Source organism: Fusicatenibacter saccharivorans (assembly GCF_027667425.1).
GTDB classification, from domain to species: Bacteria; Bacillota; Clostridia; order Lachnospirales; family Lachnospiraceae; genus Fusicatenibacter; species Fusicatenibacter saccharivorans.
Genome location: NZ_JAQEGR010000003.1, coordinates 93,938 through 114,526 on the forward strand (window position 1 = coordinate 93,938; position 20,589 = coordinate 114,526).

Annotated in this window: 12 protein-coding genes and 2 pseudogenes; all 14 read left to right on the top strand. The window is 40.1% G+C overall.

Going from position 1 to position 20,589, the window contains the following annotated elements; all coding sequences use genetic code 11:
- Positions 1-396 precede the first annotated feature (396 nt).
- The 14 genes and pseudogenes from PGS38_RS03910 (at position 397) to PGS38_RS03975 (ending at position 20,585) form a co-directional block, all read left to right on the top strand.
- The gene (locus tag PGS38_RS03910; RefSeq protein ID WP_270402367.1) at positions 397-6,318 is read left to right on the top strand and encodes a SpaA isopeptide-forming pilin-related protein; all 5,922 of its coding nucleotides are present in this window, start codon (positions 397-399) and stop codon (positions 6,316-6,318) included.
- A gap of 74 nt (positions 6,319-6,392) precedes the next feature.
- A complete protein-coding gene (locus PGS38_RS03915; protein ID WP_270402365.1) occupies positions 6,393-6,539 on the top strand; it encodes a hypothetical protein in 147 nt (48 codons plus the stop codon).
- A 245-nt stretch (positions 6,540-6,784) separates the two neighbouring features.
- Positions 6,785-7,303, top strand: coding sequence for a PcfB family protein (locus PGS38_RS03920; RefSeq protein ID WP_270402363.1), 519 nt, complete (start codon positions 6,785-6,787; stop codon positions 7,301-7,303).
- A gap of 65 nt (positions 7,304-7,368) precedes the next feature.
- The gene (locus PGS38_RS03925) at positions 7,369-9,234 is read left to right on the top strand and encodes a VirD4-like conjugal transfer protein, CD1115 family (protein ID WP_416388405.1); all 1,866 of its coding nucleotides are present in this window, start codon (positions 7,369-7,371) and stop codon (positions 9,232-9,234) included.
- A 276-nt stretch (positions 9,235-9,510) separates the two neighbouring features.
- Positions 9,511-9,723 (top strand): Maff2 family mobile element protein, encoded by a 213-nt coding sequence (locus PGS38_RS03930; RefSeq protein ID WP_009461698.1) that lies wholly within the window; start codon positions 9,511-9,513, stop codon positions 9,721-9,723.
- A gap of 22 nt (positions 9,724-9,745) precedes the next feature.
- A complete protein-coding gene (locus PGS38_RS03935; protein ID WP_270402361.1) occupies positions 9,746-10,618 on the top strand; it encodes a VirB6/TrbL-like conjugal transfer protein, CD1112 family in 873 nt (290 codons plus the stop codon).
- A gap of 13 nt (positions 10,619-10,631) precedes the next feature.
- A complete protein-coding gene (locus PGS38_RS03940) occupies positions 10,632-11,240 on the top strand; it encodes an MT-A70 family methyltransferase (protein WP_270402360.1) in 609 nt (202 codons plus the stop codon).
- A gap of 29 nt (positions 11,241-11,269) precedes the next feature.
- A complete protein-coding gene (locus PGS38_RS03945; RefSeq protein WP_270402359.1) occupies positions 11,270-11,647 on the top strand; it encodes a PrgI family protein in 378 nt (125 codons plus the stop codon).
- Positions 11,628-14,354, top strand: a pseudogene (locus PGS38_RS17640) (VirB4-like conjugal transfer ATPase, CD1110 family); the annotation flags it as partial. The gene PGS38_RS03945 and the pseudogene PGS38_RS17640, both read left to right, overlap by 20 nt.
- A gap of 354 nt (positions 14,355-14,708) precedes the next feature.
- A pseudogene (locus PGS38_RS03955) lies at positions 14,709-15,020 on the top strand (conjugal transfer protein TraE); the annotation flags it as partial.
- 36 nt (positions 15,021-15,056) lie between these two features.
- On the top strand, positions 15,057-17,480 hold the full coding sequence (locus PGS38_RS03960; protein ID WP_270402357.1) for a C40 family peptidase: 2,424 nt from the start codon (positions 15,057-15,059) through the stop codon (positions 17,478-17,480).
- A gap of 20 nt (positions 17,481-17,500) precedes the next feature.
- The gene (locus PGS38_RS03965; RefSeq protein ID WP_270402356.1) at positions 17,501-17,797 is read left to right on the top strand and encodes a DUF4315 family protein; all 297 of its coding nucleotides are present in this window, start codon (positions 17,501-17,503) and stop codon (positions 17,795-17,797) included.
- Entirely contained in the window at positions 17,778-18,446 is a 669-nt protein-coding gene (locus tag PGS38_RS03970; protein WP_270402355.1) for a CD1107 family mobile element protein, read from the top strand. Before PGS38_RS03965 ends, PGS38_RS03970 begins: the two co-directional genes overlap by 20 nt.
- 57 nt (positions 18,447-18,503) lie before the next feature.
- Positions 18,504-20,585, top strand: coding sequence for a type IA DNA topoisomerase (locus PGS38_RS03975; RefSeq protein ID WP_270402354.1), 2,082 nt, complete (start codon positions 18,504-18,506; stop codon positions 20,583-20,585).
- Positions 20,586-20,589: the final 4 nt, after the last annotated feature.

A 20,589-nucleotide genomic window follows, 5' to 3' on the forward strand; every position in this document is an offset into this window, starting at 1 on the left:
AAACTTGCAGGTTTATTTAGTTAAAATTTTAATGCTTTAAAGAACAGAGCCTCTTGTAAATGCTTATCATTATAATCAATCATATCAAATTTCTAATATTTATTCTTCTGAATGGTTAAAAAATCCCCTTTCTAATATGCGATTAGTGAAGGGGTAACACAAATCTTAAAAAAATCCCTTTTTTGTACCTTGAAAATTGAATTGCCTGTCCAAAGTGATACCTGATATTGAGTGGGCATTCTGCCTGCCTTATCAGAGAAAACGCTGCGAAAGGAAATTTGGAGTAGGAACGGATTTGGAAAGAGAACAGGCAGGACTTAGAGAAGGGAGTGAGTTGGAAAAAAAGAAATAAAATACATCGTATCAGTAAAATATAGAAAAGAGGCAGAGAAAAGTATGAAAAAAACAGTAAAAAGAATTTTCTCATGTGTACTTTCGGCACTTACAATCTTAACCTCTGTTGTACAGCCGATGACAGCGTATGCAGGAGAAACAAATCCAAAATCTTATGAAATGGAATACCCTGCGCTGGAACAGGTAAAAGCTCAGCTTCAGGAAGATGAGATTGTAACTGTGCAGGATTATGAAGTGGAAAAAGGCAGTGACTTTGATATAAAGACAGATTTTTCCAGCATGAAGTTTCATTCTGACCAAGTAAAAGTGACATTTTATGAAGCAAAAAATCAGAAGGGGCAGGATTTTCACGTAGACCATGCAGACACTTATCAGGCAGTGTATTTTGTAGAGCCAGTTCGGGAAGCGCCGAACTATCATGTGATTAGAAATATCACAGTTGCTGATCATAAAGAGAAAGAAAATCCGTCACTGTCAAAAGAGAATGGAAAACAGGAGAAAAATTCAGAAGAGGAAGAAGATGCGTCACAAAAAGAGGAACAGATTTTAACAGAAGATGAATTTTCACAGGCACTTGAGGAAAGCAAGAAACAGGATACTTATGATGAAGAATCCGGGTTAGGTCTTTACGATGTGATGGCACAGGCAGGGGAACAGGAGATTGATCTTTTTCAGATGAAAGAAGGAGAAACGGTTACTTTTGTAGCAAATTCTTCAGATCAGGCAGCAAGGGCAACACAGACGGTTACAATAACAAAAGGTCCGTTATATCGTTATCAGGATTATGATCTGGGTACTTATGTGACAGAGCCTTATTTTATTTCTTATGGAAATGTCCATGCCACTGCTTATTGTATCCAGCCGTCTTTACCGGGACCGGGAACAGGCACTTATACAATCACAAAAATTGAGGATAATCAGGCACTTGCAAAGGTCTGCTATTATGGGACAGAAGCGGCAGGAAAAGAAAGTTATTTTGCAAAACATCATAGTGATTTTTCAGAGGGAAAGCGGTTTATCCTTACGCATATAGCGGCAGCGTATGCCTATGGAAGTGCAGATGCCTTTTATGGAGCAAATGAAACAGCAAAATCTTTGGCAATGGAAATCTACAATTATTGTGTAGGAAAGCCGGAAATTCCAGAGGTTTCCATGTCTTTTTCTAACAATCATGTGAAGGCATTTCAGGAAGGGCAGGAACAGCGGACAGAGGATATTACATTTACTGCAGATTCTTTGCAGTCTATTACCATGCAGCTTCCAAAAGGAGTTGTATTTCATAACCTTACAACTGGAAAAAACAGCGCTGCCGGAGCAAAGGTAACACTTTCGGGCGGAACGAAGTTTTATTTAAGTGCGCCGCTTACACAGACAGAAGATGTGGAAGGTTCTTGGACAGCAACCATGCAGGGAAGTATTACAAAGGATTACTCTGCATATAAACTGACCACAAATGACAGTGTGCAGGATTTGGCATTTGTATTTGGAGAAGGAGTGGAACAGGAACAGTACGTTGAATTTTCTGTAGAGTGGATGAAAAATGCGAAAATAGAACTTGTTAAGAAAGATCAGGGCAGTCAGAAGAAAATGGAAGGAGCGGTATATGGTGTATATCGTGATGAAGATTGCACAGATTTGATTGTAGAAATGCCTGCAACGGATAAAAAAGGTGCTTCCAGCGTTACCATAGAAAAGGCACAGGATACCGTTTACTTAAAAGAAATCTCCGCACCACAGGGATATGTGCTGGATACAAAATCCTATGGCGTGAAATTGGAAGTAGGAAAGACGGTACAGATAGAAGTTACGGATCGGGAGCAGCTTGCTTCTTTAACCGTTTATAAAGAAGGAGAAGTTTTGACAGGCGCAGAGGTTACGGGAGAAGGGGTGACCTTTTCTTATACAAAAGAGAAACAAGAAGGTGCTGTGTATGATGTTTATGCAGAAAAAGAGATTGTCCGGGCAGATGGAACAGTTGCTTATAAAAAAGGTGCTGTGGTGAAAAAAGGACTAAAAACAGGAGAAGATGGAAGTGTTACACTTTCGGAACTTCCGCTTGGTACTTATAAAGTAGTGGAAGTAAAAGCACCTGAAAATTTTGTATGCAAGGGAGAATCCCAGACAGTTACCTTGTCCTATGCAGGACAGAATGAAGAAGTTGTTTTTGAAATCGTAACATTTGTAAATGACAGGCAGAAAGCAAGTGTGTCCGTAAGAAAAGAGGATCAGGACACGGAAAACCCACTGGCAGGTGGTATTTACGGATTATATACGGCAGAAGACGTCTATGGAAAGTCTGAAAAACTGCTGGTAGAAAAAGATACTTTGATTGAAAAAGTTACAACGGGAGAAAATGGAACAGCCAGTTATCAGGCAGACCTCCCCATTGGATATACTTACTATATCAAAGAATTGCAGGCACCCGCTCAGTATGTAAAAAATGAAACCGAGAAGTTTTCTTTTCATTTTCAGTATGTAGAGGGAGAAGAACAATGTTCTTTTTCTCATACGTTTCAAAATGAGAGGGTAAAGGCAGAAATTATTTTGGAAAAAGAAGACGCCGAAACAGGAAAAACACCACAGGGAGATGCGTCTTTAAAAGGAGCGGTGTATGGACTGTATGCCCGTGAAAATATCGTGCATCCAGATGGGAAAACCGGAGTCTTATATCAGAAGGACGAACAGGTAGCGACTTTAAAAACTGATGATAAAGGCAAAGCAGAAGTAAAGGATTTATATTTAGGAAGTTATTACATCAAGGAGATTACGCCTCCGGCGGGTTATCTCTTAGATGAAACTGAGCATGATGTGATATGCGATGATGAAGGCGATACGGTTGCCATTGTAAAGAGAGTTTGCAATGTAAAGGAACAGGTGAAAAAACAGCCGTTTCAGTTAATTAAAGCCGGAAATAATGGAAATACAGACGCAGAACTCTTAAAAGGAGCAGGTTTTCAGGCATATTTGGAATCTTCTTTAAAGAAAAAAGAAGATGGAAGCTATGATTTTGCTTCTGTAACTCCCGTGGTAATTGGAGAGAATGGAGCAACAGAGTTATTTACAGACGAAAGAGGGTATGCTTGCAGTATCCCACTTCCGTATGGAACGTATGTGGTCAGGGAAACAACAACACCGCCAAACTATAAACCTGTAAAAGATTTTATTGTCCGTATTACAGAGCATAAGCCGGATACACCGCAGATCTGGAGGGTTCTTCTGGATAAAGAGTTTGAGGCAAAGTTAAAAATCATAAAAAAGGACGATGAAAGTAAAAAGCCTGTACTCAAAAAGGGGACAGAGTTTAAGGTATATGATTTGGACAGAAAAAAATATGTGGAACAGGTTACTACCTATCCTACAACGGTAGTGCATAAGTCTTATTTTACAGATGAAACCGGGTATTTAATTCTTCCTCAGAATTTGGATGCAGGACATTACCGTATTGAGGAAGTCACAGCACCAGACGGTTATACTTTGAATGAAAATTATTATGAGGTTTCCGTAGCTTCTGATACAGCATATCAGATGGACAGTATTTCAGGAGATGTCATTATTGAAGTGGTATATGAAAATCACCCGGTAAAAGGGAAATTGCAGATTGTAAAAAAGGGAGAAATCTTAGAAGATTTTGATAAAGATTTTTCTTATCAGGAAATCAATCTTTCCGGTGCAGTCTTTGATTTGTATGCGGCAGAGGATATTTATACTGCAGATGGTCAGAAGGACGAGCAGGGAAACCGTACATTAGAGTACGCAGAGGGGACAAAGGTTGCTACCCTTACAACAGATCAAGAAGGAAAAGCAAGTGTGTCAGATTTACCACTTGGAACGTATGAGCTGGTAGAGATTACAGCGCCCGAAGGATTTGTGAAAAATCCAGAGTCGCAGAAAGTGACATTCAAATATGAAGATCAGAAAACTCCTGTAATTGAGCAGGAAGTCCTGTTAAAAAATGAACGTCAGAAAGCAAAAATTTCCGTAGTAAAGCGAGATGCAGAAACAAAAAAAGAAATAAAAGGTACAGTCTTTGGATTGTATGCGAAAGAAGATATTCAGGTAGGAAATCAGACTTTAGTAAAAGCGGATACACTGATTGGGAAAGCTGAAACAGGGGACGATGGAAAGGCAACATTTTCTTTTGATCTGCCATTTGGAAAATATTATGTGAAGGAACTGGAAGCACCAGTGGGCTATGTATCTTCGGAGCAAGTGATTGATGTCGATTTTTCCTATCAGGGACAGGAGATTGATGTGGTAGAACTTACATCAGAATTTTTAAATCAGCCGACAAAAGTTTCCATTACTAAAGTTGATACTGCAACAGGAGTCGAACTTTCCGGGGCAACCCTTATGGTACTTGATAAAGATGGAGAAATTGTAGACAGTTGGAAATCGGTCAAAGGAGAAGAGCATGTCATTCGTGGATTAAAAGTTGGAGAAACGTATACTTTAAGAGAGGAAACTGCCCCGTATGGTTATCTGAGGGCAGAGGAAGTTTCCTTTACTGTGAAAGACACGGAGGAAATTCAGAAAGTGGAAATGAAAGATGATGTGCCGACGGGAAGTATTCTGATTAACAAAAAAGGTGAATTTTTAGAAAAGGTATCAGTCTTTGAGCAGATTGGAGGCTGGATTTCCCATGTATTTGAATACCTGTCAGGCTCATTGAAAGAGGTTACTTTTGCAGTGTATGCAAGAGAAGATGTTCCGGCGGCAGATGGGGAAAGCAAGGATTATTATAAAAAAGATGAATTGGTAGCGGAGATTACCACAGATCACGCAGGTGTTGCAAGAATTTCCGGTTTGCCACTTGGAAAATACTATGTAAAGGAGAAAGAAACAGCACATGGATTTGTGTTGGATAAAGAAGCCAGAGAAATTGACTTGCTATATCGTGATCAGGAAACAGCAGAAATTACATATTCCACAGACTGGCAGAATAAACGTCAGAAAGTGGAAGTAATTGTGTGGAAGAAAGAAAAAGATGCAGACCGTATGCTTCAGGGTGCAGTATTTGCCCTCTGTGTCAAGGAAGATATAAAAGATGCACAGGGAAACGTAATCATGAAGGCAGATACCGTCATTGAGGAACAGGCAACAAATGCACAGGGAATGCTGCGTTTCGAGGCAGATTTACCAGTGGGATATACTTATTATATCAAAGAAACAGTTCCGGCACCGGGCTTTTCCATGACAGAAGAGAGAAAAGAATTTACTTTTGATCCAGAAAGCAGTCAGGAAGAGTGTGTATCTTATGAGTTTACTTTTGAGAATGTACCGACAGTCGTAGAATTTACAAAAACGTCCCTGACAGACGGGAAAGAAGTAGAAGGTGCGAAACTTCAGGTAAAAGATGAGCAGGGAAAGGTCATTGACGAATGGATTTCTACAAAAGAACCACATGTTATCAAAGAACTGGTGGCAGGTCATACTTATGTGTTGGAAGAAACACTTCCGGCAGATGGTTATGTAACAGCAGAAAGTATTTCTTTTACCGTAGCAGATACAGGAGAAGTCCAGAAAGTGGAGATGAAAGATGATATTACGAAAGTCGAAATTTCTAAAACGGACATTTCAGGAAAAGAGCTTCCCGGCGCAAAATTAACGATTTTGGATCAGGAAGGCAATGAAGTAGAAAGCTGGACGTCTGGTGAGAAACCTCACTATATCGAGATGCTTCCGATTGGAAAGTATACACTTCATGAAGTGTCTGCACCGGACGGGTATCTGGTAGCAGAGGATATTATCTTTGAAGTAAAAGATACCGGGGAAATCCAGAAAGTTGTGATGAAAGATGAGAGAAAGCCTTCTGAAAATGGGGAACAGCCACAGGAATCAAAACCGACAGGAAATGCCCCAAAAACAGGAGATACCAGTCATGCGGAGTTATGGGTGTTGTTATCTGTAACAGCAGTATTACTGGCAGGTTCTTCTTATTATTGGATTAAGAAAAGAAAAAAATAGTATGGGGATTCCCATAACAGGAAAGGCGGTCACAGAAAAATCTGTGGCTGCCTCTTTTTAAAGGAGTAGAAATCATGGTAGGAAAAATAATTTTGGGATTTGCTGTTATTTTAACATTTGGCTTATATTGTTGTATTCGTGTAGGTAGTCAGGCGGATCGTCAGATGGAAGAAATGCTGCAAAAGAAAAGGAAGGATCAGGAAAATGGAGAAAGCGGATAAAAGAAAATACGCAGAGGACAAACCTTCTATGTGTAAGGACTGTTACTTTTGGAACAGACGAAAAAATAGCTGCACCAGAAAACAGTGTTACTATCTTCTTCCAAAACAGCCAGAGAAAGATGCGAAAAGAAACGGACAATGTGCAGGATGTCCGTATGGAAAATACTCTCCCTGCATTGGGTATTGCTTGCAAAAAATTTTGCAGGAAATGAGAAAGAAGAAATCGGGAAAGGAAGAAACAGCCTATGCAGGACGAAGTGAATGAGAAAGTCGTATCCTTGTGTATCCGTGGAGGGAAGATTTCTGCACAAATTCTAAAAAGTGCATTACTGAAAACTTTGACAAAACTGGAACAAAAGAAAAGCCAGAGAAAGCAACAGAATACGGCATATAAGGAAGAAAAAAATTCGGCAGTTTATAAAGGAAAACAGAGTATGGAAAAACTCAGGGAGCAGAACTGTGAACTTTCTAATATTGAGATTACAGATGGCAATATCAAATCCTTTGAAAAGTATGCCAGAAAATACAATGTTGACTATTGTCTGAAAAAAGACCGCTCTTCAGAACCGCCTCGTTATTATGTGTTTTTTAAAGCCAGAGATGTAGATTCTATGACAGCAGCATTTAAGGAATATACAGGCTGGAGTATGAAGCAAAGCAAAAAAGTATCCATACGGAAAAAACTCTCTCAGGTAAAGGAACGTCAGGCACAGCACCGAGAAAGACAGAAGACAAAGAGTAAGGAGAGAGATACCGCACGATGAAAAAGAAAGAACAGAAAAAAGAAAAGCAGTTCAAAAAAGTATGGGAAAAGCTATGGCAGAGTGTCATAGGAAGGCTGTCAGAGGTAGACATAAAGAGATTGTTTCTGACAAACCTGCTCTATGTACTTGTATTTTATGTAGTGAATAAATTGGCATGGCTTTATCAGTATTGTCAGGGAAATTCTTTACTGGAACGCCTGAGTGTTTTGACATTGAATGTATCGTTGGCATTTGAGAATATTTTGCCGAGTTTGAGATTTTCTGATATAGGAGTGGGATTTACAGGTGCAGTTTTATTAAAAGGGATTGTTTATTTTAAAGGAAAGAACGCAAAGAAATTCCGTCAGGGAGTGGAATATGGTTCTGCCCGTTGGGGGACAGCAAAGGATATTGCACCTTTTATGGACTCTGTATTTGAAAACAATATCATTCTTACGCAAACAGAAAGGCTTACCATGAACAGCCGCCCGAAAAAACCGAAGTATGCCAGAAATAAAAATGTCATGATTATTGGTGGTTCCGGCTCCGGAAAGACGAGGTTTTATGTGAAACCTAATTTAATGCAGATGACGCCGAATGTTAGTTATGTAGTGACTGATCCGAAAGGGACTATTTTAGTAGAATGCGGAAAGATGCTGCAAAAAGGGACACCAAAAATAAAAGACGGAAAGCCGGTACTGGATAAGAATGGGAAGGTAATCTATGAACCTTATAAGATTAAGGTTTTAAATACAATCAACTTCAAAAAGAGTATGCACTATAACCCGTTTCGTTACATACGCAGTGAAAAAGATATTTTGAAACTGGTCAATACGATCATTGCCAATACAAAAGGTGATGGGGAAAAATCAGGAGAAGATTTCTGGATTAAAGCGGAACGATTGCTGTATTGTGCTTTAATTGGGTATATCTATTACGAAGCACCGGAAGAAGAACAGAACTTTTCCACACTTTTGGAATTTATCAATGCTTCTGAGGCAAGGGAAGATGATGAAGAATTTAAAAATGCAGTTGATGAACTGTTTGAGGAACTGGAAAAGGAAAAACCGGAACATTTTGCAGTCAGACAATACAAGAAATATAAACTGGCTGCCGGAAAGACTGCGAAATCTATTTTGATTTCCTGTGGGGCAAGGCTGGCACCGTTTGATATTGCAGAATTGCGGGAGCTGACTTCTTATGATGAGCTGGAATTGGATATGCTGGGAGATCAGAGAACTGCAATGTTTGTTATTATTTCTGATACGGACGATACGTTTAATTTCCTTGTGGCAATTATGTATACGCAGCTTTTTAATTTGCTGTGTGACAGAGCAGATGATGTGCATGGAGGACGTTTACCTTACCATGTGAGATTGTTATTAGATGAGTTTGCCAATATCGGGCAAATTCCAAAATTTGATAAGCTGATTGCGACCATACGAAGCAGGGAAATTTCTGCTTCGATTATTTTGCAGTCCCAGAGCCAGTTAAAGACAATTTATAAAGATGCTGCAGAAACCATTTTAGGGAATTGCGATACGATGTTGTTTTTAGGAGGAAAAGAAGGAAGCACTTTAAAGGAAATATCAGAAACATTAGGAAAGGAAACCATAGACCTTTATAATACTTCCGATACCCGTGGACAAAGCCGATCCTATGGATTGAATTATCAGAAGACCGGAAAAGAGCTGATGAGTCGGGACGAGTTGGCTGTCATGGATGGAGATAAATGTATCCTTCAGCTTCGTGGAGTGCGTCCTTTTTACAGTAATAAGTTTGATATTACGAAGCATAGCAGATACCGGGAATTATCGGATTATGATAAAAAGAATACTTTTGATGTGGAAGCCTATTTAAAACATCAATTTGAAATCCGAAAAAAAGAGGAGTTTGAATTGTTTGAAGTAGAGGGAAAACAGGTGGATACAGAAATTTCAGAGCAGGTATAAGTATATTGCTCTTTTTTATTGGATAAAACTTTGCGACATGATGGCGTAAAGTAGGAAGGAGTGTTTATTGCAAATTTTTTAAAGAGGTGGAGGCTGCTCAAAAAAAGGAAATACAGCCACTACGATATAAGGGCAGAACCATAAGGGAATATGCCCGCAGCACAATCAAAATTTGAGAAAGGATAAAACGGATAAAGGGAAAAGGGCAGACTGTTGATGAAAATTCAGCAGTTTTTTATTTGTGCAAAAATAACTTTTATCTGTTTCAAGTGAATTATGGATTTTTTTAGCTCAGCGGTAGATATTTTACAGACGCTTGTGGTGGCAATCGGAGCGGGTCTGGCGGTATGGGGTGTAATCAACCTTTTAGAGGGATACGGAAATGATAATCCAGGTGCAAAATCACAGGGTATTAAACAGCTTATGGCTGGCGGAGGCGTCGTTTTGATTGGTACACAGCTTATTCCTCTTTTGAGTGGATTATTTTAAATAAACGAAAGGAGAACCGCCCATGTTCGATGGCATTTTTGAAGCAATCGAGGAGTGGATGAGGGGACTTCTGACGGGAATGGTGGAATCCAACCTGACAACAATGTTTACAGACGTTAATGAGAAAACAGGAGAGATTGTGGCTCAGGTTGGACAGACACCACAAGGCTGGAATGGAAGTATTTTCAGCCTGATACAGAATTTGTCCGATTCTGTCATTGTGCCGATTGCAGGTATGATTATCACATTTGTACTTTGTTATGAACTGATTTCCATGTTTACAGAAAAGAATAACATGCATGAGGTTGATACATGGATGTTCTTTAAATATTTTTTAAAAATGTGGGTAGCTGTGTATCTGGTCAGCCATACGTTTGACATTACTATGGCAGTTTTTGATGTAGGGCAACATATCGTCAATGCTGCCGGAGGTGTCATTGAGTCGGATACGGCAATCAATGTAGACACGATGCTGGAGCAAATGAAAACAGCAATGGAATCTATGGAGATTGGGGAACTTGTGATATTAGCATTGGAAACCATGCTGGTCAGTTTATGTATGAAAATCATGTCTGTACTAATTACGGTAATTCTATATGGAAGAATGATAGAAATTTATCTTTATACCTCGGTTGCACCAATTCCGTTTTCCACGATGTCAAATCGGGAATGGGGACAGATTGGAAACAATTATTTCCGTGGGCTGTTTGCCCTTGGATTTCAGGGATTTTTTATGATGGTGTGTGTTGGCATTTATGCAGTGCTGATTGCGACCATTGAAATTTCAGATAACATGCACTCTGCATTGTTCGGAGTGGCAGCATATACCGTAATTTTATGTTTTAGTCTGATGAAAACAGCAAATTTAAGCAAATCAATTTTTAACGCACATTAAAGGGGGAATGAGAATGGGAAAATATCAAGTGATTTATGCAGATCCTCCGTGGGCATATCGGGTTTGGAGTAAAAAAGGAAACGGGCGATCAGCGGAAAGTCATTACCCAACCATGAGCATAGAAGAAATAGCAGATTTGCCAGTAAAAAAATTGGCAGATGAAAATTGTGCATTGTTTTTATGGGTTACATTTCCACTTCTAAAAGAAATCTGGAAGGTAATTGATGCGTGGGGATTTACCTATAAAAGTGTAGCATTTGTGTGGATCAAACAGAATAAAAAAGCAGATTCTTTGTTTTGGGGTATGGGGTACTGGACAAGAGCCAATGCAGAGATTTGTATTCTTGCAACAAAAGGAAGTCCAAAACGTTATTCCAAACGTGTGCATCAGGTTATTGTAAACCATATTGAGGAACATAGTAAGAAACCAGAGGTGGCAAGAAGACGGATTGAGCAGTTAATGGGAGATGTACCACGTATTGAACTGTTTGCACGTAGAGAAACACCAGGATGGGACGTGTGGGGAAATGAAGTTGCCTGTTCTTTGGGAACAGAAATATTACAGGAAAATAAAAGAAAGGAAACATCAGAGAAGAAGATGGGAGATTTGCTGAACCTGTGACAGCCATTTTCACTCTGGTCGGAAAAAAGATGGCATTTGTATCCGTACCAAAGGATTTGACAAAGGTAAAAAATAAAGTGGTCTTGAATTTGACAAAAAGGCAGCTTCTTTGCCTTTCGATTGCGGCGGCAATGGGATTACCGTTTTATTTTTTAACAAAAGACTGGATTGGGACGAGTAATGCAGCAACAGGTATGGTCATTCTTATGGTTCCAGCTTTTTTATTTGCAATGTATGAGAAAGATGGAATGCCACTGGAAAAGATTTTGTTCCATATTATTCAAGTGAAACTGCAACGTCCAGCAGTCCGCAAATATGAAATAGAAAATTTTTATGAGAAGGAGGAAAATTCGCAGACGGAGAGAAAGAAAAAAGGAGGGAAGCCTGATGGTAGACAGAATGGATAAGAGAAAACCTGTAAAACTTACAAGAAGTGAGAAAACAGCCCTGAGGCGTACCGAAAAACTGGCAGTAAAATTAGAAAAAGAACAGGAAAGGGCAGATAAAATCCGCAGGAAAAAGGAAGCAAAAAGAGCTGCCCGTGAGGAAAAGAGGAGAAAAAAAGGAAGCAGAAAAAGTGGATCGCAGAGAAAGGATAAGAAACCTACACCGAATAAGAGGATAGAAAAGAAGCATTCCTATTCAGAAAAGAAATCTTCTACCGGAAAGGTGAGATGTACCAATGTGAAAAGAAAACAGGAACGGAACATATCAGCACAGAACTCCATTCCATACAGAGAGATGGCAAAAGACGGAATTTGCAGGGTTCAGGAAAAGTATTATTCCAAAACAATCCGTTTTTATGATATTAACTACCAGCTTGCCCAGAATGAAGATAAGAATGCTATTTTTGAAAACTGGTGTGATTTCTTAAATTATTTTGACAGCACCATACATTTTCAGATTTCCTTTATCAATCATCACAGTAATATGAAGGAATTTGAATCCGTAATACAAATTCAGCCACAGAATGATGCTTTTGATGATGTGCGTATGGAGTATGCACAAATGTTAAGGGATCAGCTTGCAAAAGGGAATAATGGTCTGGTACGGACAAAGTATATTACTTTCGGAATTGAAGCAGAGAATATCCGGGAAGCAAAACCAAAACTGGAGCGTATTGAAGCCGATATTTTAAATAATTTTAAGGTTCTTGGTGTGTCTGCATATCCATTGAATGGAGAAGAAAGGCTGCAAATCCTCTATGAAACTTTTAATCCGGAAGAAAAAGTACCATTTCAGTTTTCTTATGACAGGATCTTACGTTCTGGCATGGGAACAAAGGATTTTGTAGCGCCTACCAGTTTTGTTTTTAAAGAAGGGAAAACCTTTCAGATGGGAAATACCATAGGTGCAGCGTCGTATCTTCAGATTTTAGCACCGGAGTTGACAGATAAAATGCTGGCAGAATTTTTGGATATGAACAGAAACCTGATTGTAAATCTTCATATCCAGTCCATAGATCAGATGAAAGCCATTAAACTGGTAAAAAATAAGGTGACAGATATTAACCGTATGAAAATTGAGGAACAGAAGAAAGCAGTACGTGCAGGATACGATATAGACATCATACCTTCTGACTTAAATACATACGGAGGAGAAGCCAAGCGGCTGTTGGAAGATTTACAGTCCAGAAATGAGCGAATGTTTTTGGTAACAGTTCTTTTTCTGAATACAGCAAAAACAAAGCAGGAATTGGATAATGCAGTATTCCAGACTGCCGGGATTGCACAGAAATATAATTGTTCTTTACGACGTCTGGATTATATGCAGGAGCAGGGATTGATGAGCAGTATTCCGTTGGGAATGAATATGATTCCGATTAAACGGGCATTGACCACCACATCTACTGCTATTTTTGTGCCTTTTACCACGCAGGAGTTATTTATGGGAGGAGAATCCCTATATTATGGCTTAAATGCGTTATCCAATAACATGATTATGGTAGACAGAAAGAAGCTGAAAAATCCAAATGGTCTGATTCTTGGTACGCCTGGGTGCTTTACTGGGGAAACAAAACTGCTGTTACCCGATGGAAGAAAAGTCAGCTTTTTAGAATTGTTTGCAGAGAAAGAGGAAGTTTTTGTCAATAGTTTTGATTTCCAGAAGCAGGAGCTTGTAAAAGCCAGAGGATATGACGTGCGGTGCACGAAAGAAGTTACGGAACTGGTAGAGGTAGAACTGGAAAATGGAGAAACAGTACGCTGTACTCCGGATCACTGGTTTCTTACGCAGTCGGCAGGATATGTGGAAGCCTGTAACTTGAAAGTAGGGGCAAAGTTTATACCGGAACATGAAGTGAAGGCAGTCCGTTTCCTGAGTTTAGAAGAAGCGGTTCCTGTTTATGATATTTCCGTAGAAGGCTATCAGAATTTTCTTTTATCTTGTGGCGTAGTGGTACATAACTCAGGAAAATCTTTTGCGGCAAAGAGAGAGATTGCCAATGTATTTTTTGCAACACAGGACGATATTATTATTGGCGATCCAGAGGGAGAGTATTACCCATTGGTACATGCACTGGGGGGACAGGTGATTCATATTTCCCCAACAAGCCACGATTATATCAATCCGATGGACATCAATCTGGATTACTCTGATGATGACAATCCTCTTGGATTTAAGAGTGATTTTATCTTATCTCTCTGCGAGTTGATTATGGGTTCCAGAAATGGAATTGAAGCAGAGGAAAAATCTGTGATAGACCGTTGTCTGCCATTGGTATATCAGAAATATTTTGAAAATCCAATACCGGAAAATATGCCGGTACTTGGAGATTTATATGACTGCCTGAGAAAACAGGAAGAAGTACAGGCACAGAGGATTGCCACAGCGCTTGAAATTTATGTCAATGGCTCCCTGAATGTATTTAATCACCATACCAACGTAGAACTGAATAATCGCATTGTATGTTTTGATATTAAAGATTTAGGAAAGCAGTTAAAGAAGTTAGGAATGTTGATTGTACAGGATCAGGTGTGGAACCGTGTGACCGTAAACCGTGTAGCCCATAAGTCTACCCGATACTATATAGATGAGTTCCATTTGCTTTTGAAAGAAGAGCAGACTGCCGCTTATTCCGTAGAAATCTGGAAGCGATTCCGTAAATGGGGAGGTAAACAAAGCATAATACTTAAAATATTGCAAAGGAGTATTGTGTATGCCGTCTTAATTGAAGCCGAAGGAAACAATTAAGAGTATAAGTGGAGAAGAAAACGGGAAGGGGGTTGCAACCCTAATCCGAGTGGAAGTTTCAGAATAATATTTGAAACACACGCAACGCATAGAGCCTGAACCCCATTCTGTGATGTTTGGGAATATAATGGCTCCACGAGGCTCCGCTGTCGTTTCGGTTTGTGTAAAAACACAGGACAAAAAGATATGCTATGCCGGGAATGAAGGGACATTCCGATGAAAATGAGTGAAAACTCCGGAGGGACAGATAAAAAACTGTCTGTTAATCACAAACAGATACCAACAGGAATTACGCAGAACATTAAAGACCTCCTTGCCAGCCGTGAAATTGAGAATATTTTTGAAAACTCTGATTTCATTTATATGCTGAATCAGGCGGCGGGAGATAGACAGATTTTAGCAAAACAACTGAATATTTCTCCGCATCAGCTTTCCTATGTGACAAATAGCGGAGAAGGAGAGGGATTGATTTTTTATGGAAATGTCATCATTCCTTTTAAAGACCGTTTTAATCATAATCTGCGCCTGTATTCGCTTATGACAACCAGACCTTCGGATTTGGAAAAACACGCAGGAAAAGGTGTTTAGGATACGAGAAAGCAGAGAAAAAGGAAGTGATATACGATGCAGGAACATAAATATCAGGCAAGAGAAAAGCCAGTCCGGGAGATAGAACGTGAGGAAAAAACAAAGATCAGACAGGAAGGAAGGGGGCTGGCACGAGATAGACCGATTGAAAAAGCATTATCAGAAAAAAATATAACGGATAAAGAAACCGTGCTTGCAGAGAAAGAAGAGCAGGAAGTTTCAGCCGGACAAAGAAAAAAGAAACAAAACATGTTGAAAAAATTTGCAAGCCACAGAGAAGAAGACATAGATGGGAAGTTCTCCAGAGAACCTGTTACCATTTCAGAGTCGGCGGAGAAATTGGAAGGAGAGAATGGAAAGGAAGAAATATCAGAACATTCTCTCCGCATGGGAAATCTTCGGGTAAAAGCAAAGAACCAATCTTTCGAGAGCGAGAGTTCACAACGGGACAGCCGTAAGAAAAAGCTGGTACAGGAACATGCCCGTAGGAGAAAAACAGAGGAAGAGAATGCTGTCAGTCCAGAAGATGGAAAGGGAAGGAAACCGCAGGATAGCTCTTTAGAAAGTTTTCGGGAAAAGAAACAAAAGCAGAAGCGGTTGCAAGAAGAAGCAGGACGTTCCCAAAAGAAAATTTCTTTTTCCGATGAGGGAAATGGCATGATCCGTGGTGCAGGAATGGGGATTGCCAAAAAAGGAATTTCTGTAACAGCCAGTGCCATTGAAAATTCTCTGCAAACACAGGAAACAGATGAAAATGCGGCGACAGAAGGGGCAAAGCAATCCGGAATACTTAGCGAACAAGCCTTACGTTATGCCGTAAAAAAGTCAAGACGACAGGTACAGTATCATAAAGGAAGATATAAAGAGGAGGAATCGGTAAAGAATTCCTTGCATTTTGATCCTATGCAGGGAACTGCAGACGATATAAAAACAGAGAGAGCAGGAAAACAGGCACAGGAGAGAAAACATCTGTTAAACCGTTTCTGGCAAAAACAGCGTTATAAAAAAGCAAGGCAGGCAGCACAGCAGGGAGAAAAGACAACTGCGGAGGCAGCAAAGACAGCGCAGACTTTTTTAGAAAAAGCAAAAAGCATTGTGACGTCTTTTTTTAAGACACATAAGGGATTTTTTGGAATTGTGATTGCGATTCTTCTATTTGTCCTGATGATAGGTGTGGGAATGTCCAGTTGCAGTGCGGTATTTCAAGGGACTGTTTCTACAGTTGTAGGGACAACCTATGCCAGTGATGATGAAGATATTTATGCCGTAGAGGACGCCTACTCCAAATTAGAGGCAGAGTTAAATCAACAGATTAACAGTATGGAAGCCCGACATGAGGGCTACGAGGAATACCGCTATCAGGTGGACGAGATTTCACACAATCCGTATCACCTGATTTCTTATTTTACAGCCTTATATGGGGACTTTACTTATGAACAGGTGGCAGGAGAAATAGAAGAAATCTTTCAACAGCAATACCATTTAACGACAGAAGCAACCAAAGAGGTTGTAACAGAAACAAAGAAAGTAAAAGTAGGAGAATCTCTTGGAAAGGTTGTAACCAGTGGATATTGTAACTGTTCTATTTGCTGTGGAAGCTGGTCAGGCGGTCCGACAGCAAGCGGTGTCTATCCAAAAGCAAACCATACCATTGCGGTAGATGCCAACAATCCGTTTGTACCCATTGGAACAAAGGTTGTAATGAATGGTGTGGAGTATACGGTGGAAGATACGGGAGCATTTGCCCGTTACGGCGTTCAGTTTGATGTTTATTATGATAATCATGCGGCGGCTTCTGCACATGGACATCAGACTTGGGAGGCTTTTATTGCGGACAGTAATGGAAAAAATGAGATTGAAGTCACAACAACAGAGGAAGTAAACCGTATGGACATTACCCTGACCAATAAAGGCTTGGATGCTGTTCTTCGCAGCCGCATGGACGAAAATGAAGAAAAACGCTATGACATTTATAATACCACTTATGGAAATCGGGACTATCTCTTTGATAAAAATACCATTCCAATGGGTGGAGGAAATGGCGGTTTTGGGTATGAAATTCCACCGGAGGCTTTGACGGATGAACGCTTTGCTAATATGATACGGGAAGCAGAAAAATATTTGGGTTATCCCTATGTATGGGGCGGTGCATCTCCAAGCACCAGTTTTGATTGTTCCGGATTTGTATCATGGGTAATCAATAATTGTGGCAATGACTGGAATGTGGGACGACAGACTGCTGACGGGTTACGTTCCTGTTGTGCTTATGTTCCGCCGGAACAGGCAAAGCCGGGAGATTTAATTTTCTTTCAAGGCACGTATGATACGCCGGGAGCAAGCCATGTGGGGATTTATGTAGGCAATCAAGTGATGATCCACTGTGGTGATCCCATTCAGTATGCAAATATCAGTACCCCATACTGGCAGCAACATTTTATGGCATTTGGCAGACTTCCTTAAAAAGAGATGGAGGCAGGATATTGAATAAGAAGTTACAAAAAGTGTTAGAGGAAATTGAAAAAACAGAAACAAAGATTACACAATGGCAGGAACATTTGAAAATGCTGCTGATTCAGAAGAAGCAGTTGGAAGATACAGAAATTTTAAAGAGTATCCGTTCCATGCACCTTGAGAGCCGGGAGCTTTTGCAGGTTTTAGAAAAACTGCAGAAAGGCGAGTTTCAGCTTACCGGGAATCGTTACGAGAATCCACGCAAAAGTGATTTTTCAGAAAAAGAGGAAACGAAGGAGGAAACAAATGGTGAACGTGAAATTTAAAAAATGGCTGGCAGCCTGTATCGTAAGTATGGGAATTGCTTGCAGTACCGGTGCGACAGCATTTGCATATACAGGGGAAGGAATACCGACAGAGCAGGGAACGGAAGCTCCTACTCCGATACCGGAGCAGACACCAGCCCCACAGGAGGGGCAGACGGAAGAGGAAACACCGTTTTCTGTTCCGGGGAACGGACAGATTCTGGACGATAAGAACAATGACAGCACAAAGCAGTTTTTGACAGTTCAGACAAAAAACGGGAATACCTTTTTTCTTGTTTTAGACCGTTCCAGTTCTACCGAAAATGTGTATATGCTTTCTATGGTAGATGAAAATGATCTGGCAGAATTTGTTCCAGAAAAGAAGCCGCAGACAGAAACTCCGTCTGTGGTCATTCCGGAAACAGAGAAAAAAACGGAGGCAGAAAAGCCAGAGAAAAAAGCAGATAAGGCAGAAAATCAGACGGGTGTACTGCTTGCAATCGGTTTACTTGCGGCAGGCGGCGCAGGAGCCTATTACTATTTTAAGGTTGCAAAACCGAAAAAGGCAGAAACAGATGCCGAAGATGAAGATTTAGAATTTTATAACGGTCCGTATATCAATGAAGATGAAGATGAAGATACAGAGGACGCAGAAGAAACAGAAGAATAGAACAAAACAGGGACAGCTTATGAAAAGGTTGTCCTTTTTGAAAAGGAGAGGAACAATATGTTTTTAGTATTAGGAGAAAAGCCCAGTGTTGCACAGGCATTGGCAGAAGTATTAGGGGCAAAGAAAAGAGAAGACGGTTATCTGGAAGGAGAGGACTGTATTGTAAGCTGGTGTCTGGGACATTTGGCAGAGTATGCAGCCCCGGAAGTATATGATGAAAGGTATAAGAAATGGGAGTTTGCAGACCTTCCAATTCTTCCAAAGGCATGGGAGTTACGGATTGCCAAAGATAAAAAAGAGCAGTTTGATGTATTAAAAGAATTATTAAACCGAAAAGATTTGGAATATGTCGTAAATGCCTGTGATGCAGGTCGAGAAGGGGAACTGATCTTTAAAAGAGTGTATGATTTATCGAAAAGCAGCCTTCCAGTGAAAAGATTATGGATCAGTTCTATGGAAGAACAGGCAATCTGTAATGGATTTTCCAATTTAAAAAATGGAAAAGCGTATGAAAGACTGTGCGAAGCTGCTGTTTGCAGGGCAAAAGCAGACTGGCTTGTTGGCATGAATGCCACCAGAGCATTTACAACTACTTATTATAAGAGAATGGTCGTAGGAAGAGTACAGACGCCCACTCTTGCTATGTTAGTGGAACGTCAGAAGAAGGTGGAAAATTTTGAGAAAGAAGCCTATTATCAGGTGGAACTTCCGGTGCTTGATTTTTTTGTTACATCAGAAAAAATGAAAAAAGAAGAAGAGGCAGATGCACTGGTAAAAATGTGCGAAGGAAACCCCATTCACATTTTAAAAGTGGAACGCAAACAGAAAAAAACAAATCCGCCAAAGCTATATGATCTTACTACGCTGCAAAGAGAAGCAAACCGATTTTTTGGATATACCGCACAGGAAACATTGACAGAGCTGCAGAAATTGTATGAAGAAAAATGGGTAACGTATCCCAGAACAGACAGCCAATATATCACAGAAGATATGGAACAGTCTGTACTGGAACTTTTGGATATTCTTTCAGATATGCTTCCTTTTTGTAGCAGGGAGCTGGTAGGGAGAAATGTAGGGGCAATCATCAATAACCAGAAGGTTTCCGATCATCATGCGCTCCTTCCAACGAAAGAAGCATGGAAACAGGATATAGGGACTTTATCGAAAAAACAGAAGGATATTTTCTATCTGATTGGACAGAGATTAGCACAGGCAGTTTCAGAAGCGGCGGTTTTTGAAGAAACAGAAGTATCGGCAGAATGTGCAGAACACCTTTTTGCAACAAAAGGGAAGAAGATGGTAGAACCGGGGTTTCAAAAAATTTTGAAAGCATTTCAGGAAAATATGAGAAAATCAGAAGAAACGGGAGAAAAAGAAGAAAAGGTTTCGATTCCGGAAAACATTTCAGATGGAATGGAAATAGCAGGAAGGAGACCGGAAAAGAGAAAGCGTTTTACAGCATCGCCAAAACCGTATTCAGAAGATACTCTGCTTTCTGCAATGGAAACAGCCGGAAATCATTCTTTTGATGTGGGAACAGAGAAGAAGGGATTAGGAACTCCTGCAACAAGAGCGGGCATTATTGAGAAATTGGTGTCTTCCGGATATGCCGTAAGAAAGGGGAAGCAGCTTCTTCCTACGAAAGAAGGAATTGCATTGATTTCTGTATTGCCAGAAGAATTAAAATCAGCGGCTTTAACAGCAGAATGGGAGAATGAATTACTTCGTATGGAGAGAGGGGAAGTTATCAGCGAAACATTTATGGAGGACATTACGGAATTTGTCCAGAAATTGATTGCAGGTTGCGGGGAAATTCCAAAAGAGGAACGATACCGTTTTTACGAAAAAGAAAGTATCGGGAAATGTCCGGTATGCAGAAGTCCTGTGTATGAAGGGAAAAAGAATTTTTATTGTTCTTCCCATGATTGCAATTTTGCCCTTTGGAAAGAGAGCCGTTATCTCGTTGGAATGAAAAAGACGTTGGATCAGAAAATGGCAAAGGAACTTTTAGAGCATGGGAAAACCCGTGTGACTGATCTTTATTCCCAGAGGACGGGAAAGAAGTTTACAGCAGATTTATTGCTGGAACTGCAAGGGGATAGGGCAAGTTTTAAAATGGAATTTCCAAAAAGAAAATAGAAAG